Source organism: Thermofilaceae archaeon (assembly GCA_038731975.1).
Lineage (GTDB): Archaea > Thermoproteota > Thermoprotei > Thermofilales > Thermofilaceae > JANXEW01.
This window is the reverse complement of sequence record JAVYQJ010000083.1, coordinates 1-2584: the sequence shown is the minus strand read 5'-3', so window position 1 is coordinate 2584 and position 2584 is coordinate 1. Positions and strand designations below refer to the sequence as shown.

Here is a 2584-nt window from a genome sequence, read left to right as displayed (position 1 = left end):
ATTTTTACTACCCCTGAAGCTCATCCCCGAAGAGGTATGCCTCTTCTTGGTAGTGTGCGGGAGTTGGCTCTGCCTGGTGTGAAGCTGGTTGATCTGGCTGTAATGCCGGATGATAGGGGCTTTTTTGCTGAGATTTTCAGGAGGGATTGGCCTCTGTTTGAGGACGAGGTTGTTCAAGCGAACCTTTCCTTCACCTACCCGGGTGTGGTAAGAGCGTGGCATCGGCACGTACGGGGTCAAGTGGACTATTTCCTCGCCGTCGCAGGGGCGATAAAGGTTTGCGCGTTTGACGATGAAACCCGGCAGATGGTTGAAGTCGTCCTCTCCGAGCGGAGGCCGCAGATCCTCCGGGTCCCCGGCCACTACTGGCACGGCTTTAAAGTTGTCAGCGAGAGCCCGGCGGTGCACATTTACTTTGTGAACAGGCTCTACGATTACCAGAACCCTGACGAGGAGAGGAGGCCTTGGAACGACCCGTCTATCGTCCCTGTCGCGATCAATGGAAAGAGGGATGACCCTCGCTGCGGGAAACCCTGGGATTGGTTCTACCCACCCCACCGGTGAGAAGGTGAAGCTTCTCATCACCGGCGCTAGCAGCTTGCCGGGTTACCGCACGGTCGAAATAGCGCTCAAAAAAGGTTATGAGGTTACTGCGGTACACTTCTCGCACCCAATACCGTTGGAGCATGAGAGGTTGAGGAAGGTGCGGGTCGACCTCACCGATTTCTCCGCGGTGCACAGCCTGGTTGCAGGAGAGAGGCCCGACGCTGTTGTACATATGGCAGCTCTGGGCGATGTTGACCTCTGCGAGCGTGATCGTGCCTTAGCCTGGAGGGTGAACGCTGATGCAACGCTAGAGCTGGCGAGAGCGGCTGAACGTGTTGAAGCGTACTTCCTCTACCTTTCAACCGACTACGTCTTCGACGGGGTGAGGGGGATGTACTCCGAGAGCGACCCGCCGAACCCGGTCAACTACTACGGGTTGACGAAGATGGCCGGTGAAGTTGCCGTGAGGGCTGCTTGTAGCCAGTGGTGCGTTGTAAGGGCGAGCAGCATCTACGGTCTGGGTCCGGGTAGGACCAACTTCGCCAAGTTCCTCATTGAGAAGCTGAGCAGGGGGGAGCCTGTTAGAGCGTTAATCGATCAGTACACTTCCCCGACTCACGCGCGCCTGCTAGCTGAAGCTGTGCTGGAGCTCGTCGAGAAGCGGGTGAACGGCGTCTACCACGTGGTGGGGGAGAGGATGAGTAGGTACGAGTTCGCGCTCAAGGTTGCAGAAACGCTCGGTTTCGATACGAGTTTGATCTTCCCCTCCCGGATGGAGGAGTTTAAGTGGCTTGCGAGGAGACCGGTGGATTCCAGCCTCTCCTTTGAGGAAACGAAGAGGGTGGTCTTGACACGCTTCTACGACACGCAGCTCGCATTGAGGATGCTGAAGGAGGAGGTGGGCGGCAAATGATCGTTGTCACCGGCGGCTCAGGCTACATCGGCTCCCTCCTCATCCGCAAGCTGCCCTTCGCCAAGGGCTTTGAGGGCTGCACGGTGAGGATCTTCGATAGCATGGTTGGGGACAAGTATTACTCCCTCTTCGATCTACCCGACGCGAAGTACGAGTTCGTGCTGGGGGATATTGGGAGGGAGGAGGACTTGAGGAGGGCGCTTCGCGATGCTGAAGTGGTTTTCGATCTAGCGGGTATTACGAGCGTCCCCCTCTCATATAAGATGGAAGATCAGACGATGAAAGTGAACGTGGAGGGCGCTAGGAAGTTGGTTGAAGTTGCGGTGGAATCAGGTGTCGAGCGCATTGTCTATACCTCCTCCGCATCCGTTTATGGGAGTGTGAGCGGCCTGGTGAGGGAAGATCACCCCTGTAAGCCTGAGAGCCCCTACGCGAGGTCTAAGTTGCTGGCTGAGCAGATCTACCTTCAGGTTCATAGGGAGAGGGGGTTGAAAGTCTCGATACTAAGGCTGGGGACGGTTTACGGATATGCACCGGGGATGCGGTTTGACACTGTTGTGAACAGGTTCGCCTTTCTCGCCGCGATAGGGGAACCGCTCACCGTCTGGAGGGGGGCTGAAAAGGCCTTGAGGCCCTACCTGTACGTTGGAGACGCTGTCGAAGCGCTTCTGCTCGCCGCCCTCCACCCAGCTGCTGTTGGTGGTGTTTTCAATGTGGTGACGGAGAACGCTTCTCTCTCCGAGGTGATTGATGCTGTGAGGGGGGTGGTTCCGAGCGTGAGGGTGAGCATTGTTGAACCCCCTCATCCGCAGCAAACCTCCTACGGCGTTAGCGACGAGAGGATAAGAGGCCTCGGCTTCCAGCCGAAAGGCTCCCTCGAGAAGGGCGTGAGAGAAGTAGTAGAACGCTTCAAAGCCTTCCTCCCACGCACACGCCAGTGAGACAGTTATCGGGTACGCGGGCGAATCAGCTCTGATCTAAGCATCAAAATGTGAAGGGTTTCTCCAGCTATCGAGAAACGAAAAAGGTTCCACGTTCTAAGGGGACTACGCGATGCCAACAGTTCAATTGGATTGGCTGCAGCGGGATTATGTAGCATGAGGAGTTCCTTCATTTTTGTGTTCT

At 56.5% G+C, this 2584-nt stretch carries 3 protein-coding genes; all 3 read left to right on the top strand.

Going from position 1 to position 2584, the window contains the following annotated elements; translation table 11 throughout:
• The coding region (locus tag QXF46_09730; GenBank protein MEM0227142.1) for a dTDP-4-dehydrorhamnose 3,5-epimerase family protein at nucleotides 1-564 on the top strand (564 nt) is incomplete at its 5' end.
• A 4-nt stretch (nucleotides 565-568) separates the two neighbouring features.
• Nucleotides 569-1459 carry a dTDP-4-dehydrorhamnose reductase gene (gene rfbD, locus QXF46_09725; protein MEM0227141.1) on the top strand — a complete coding sequence of 297 codons (891 nt, stop codon included), beginning with the start codon at nucleotides 569-571 and terminating at the stop codon, nucleotides 1457-1459.
• Complete coding sequence (locus tag QXF46_09720) at nucleotides 1456-2400, top strand: NAD-dependent epimerase/dehydratase family protein (GenBank protein ID MEM0227140.1); 945 nt, start codon at nucleotides 1456-1458, stop codon at nucleotides 2398-2400. Before rfbD ends, QXF46_09720 begins: the two co-directional genes overlap by 4 nt.
• The last annotated feature ends 184 nt before the right edge of the window (nucleotides 2401-2584 follow it).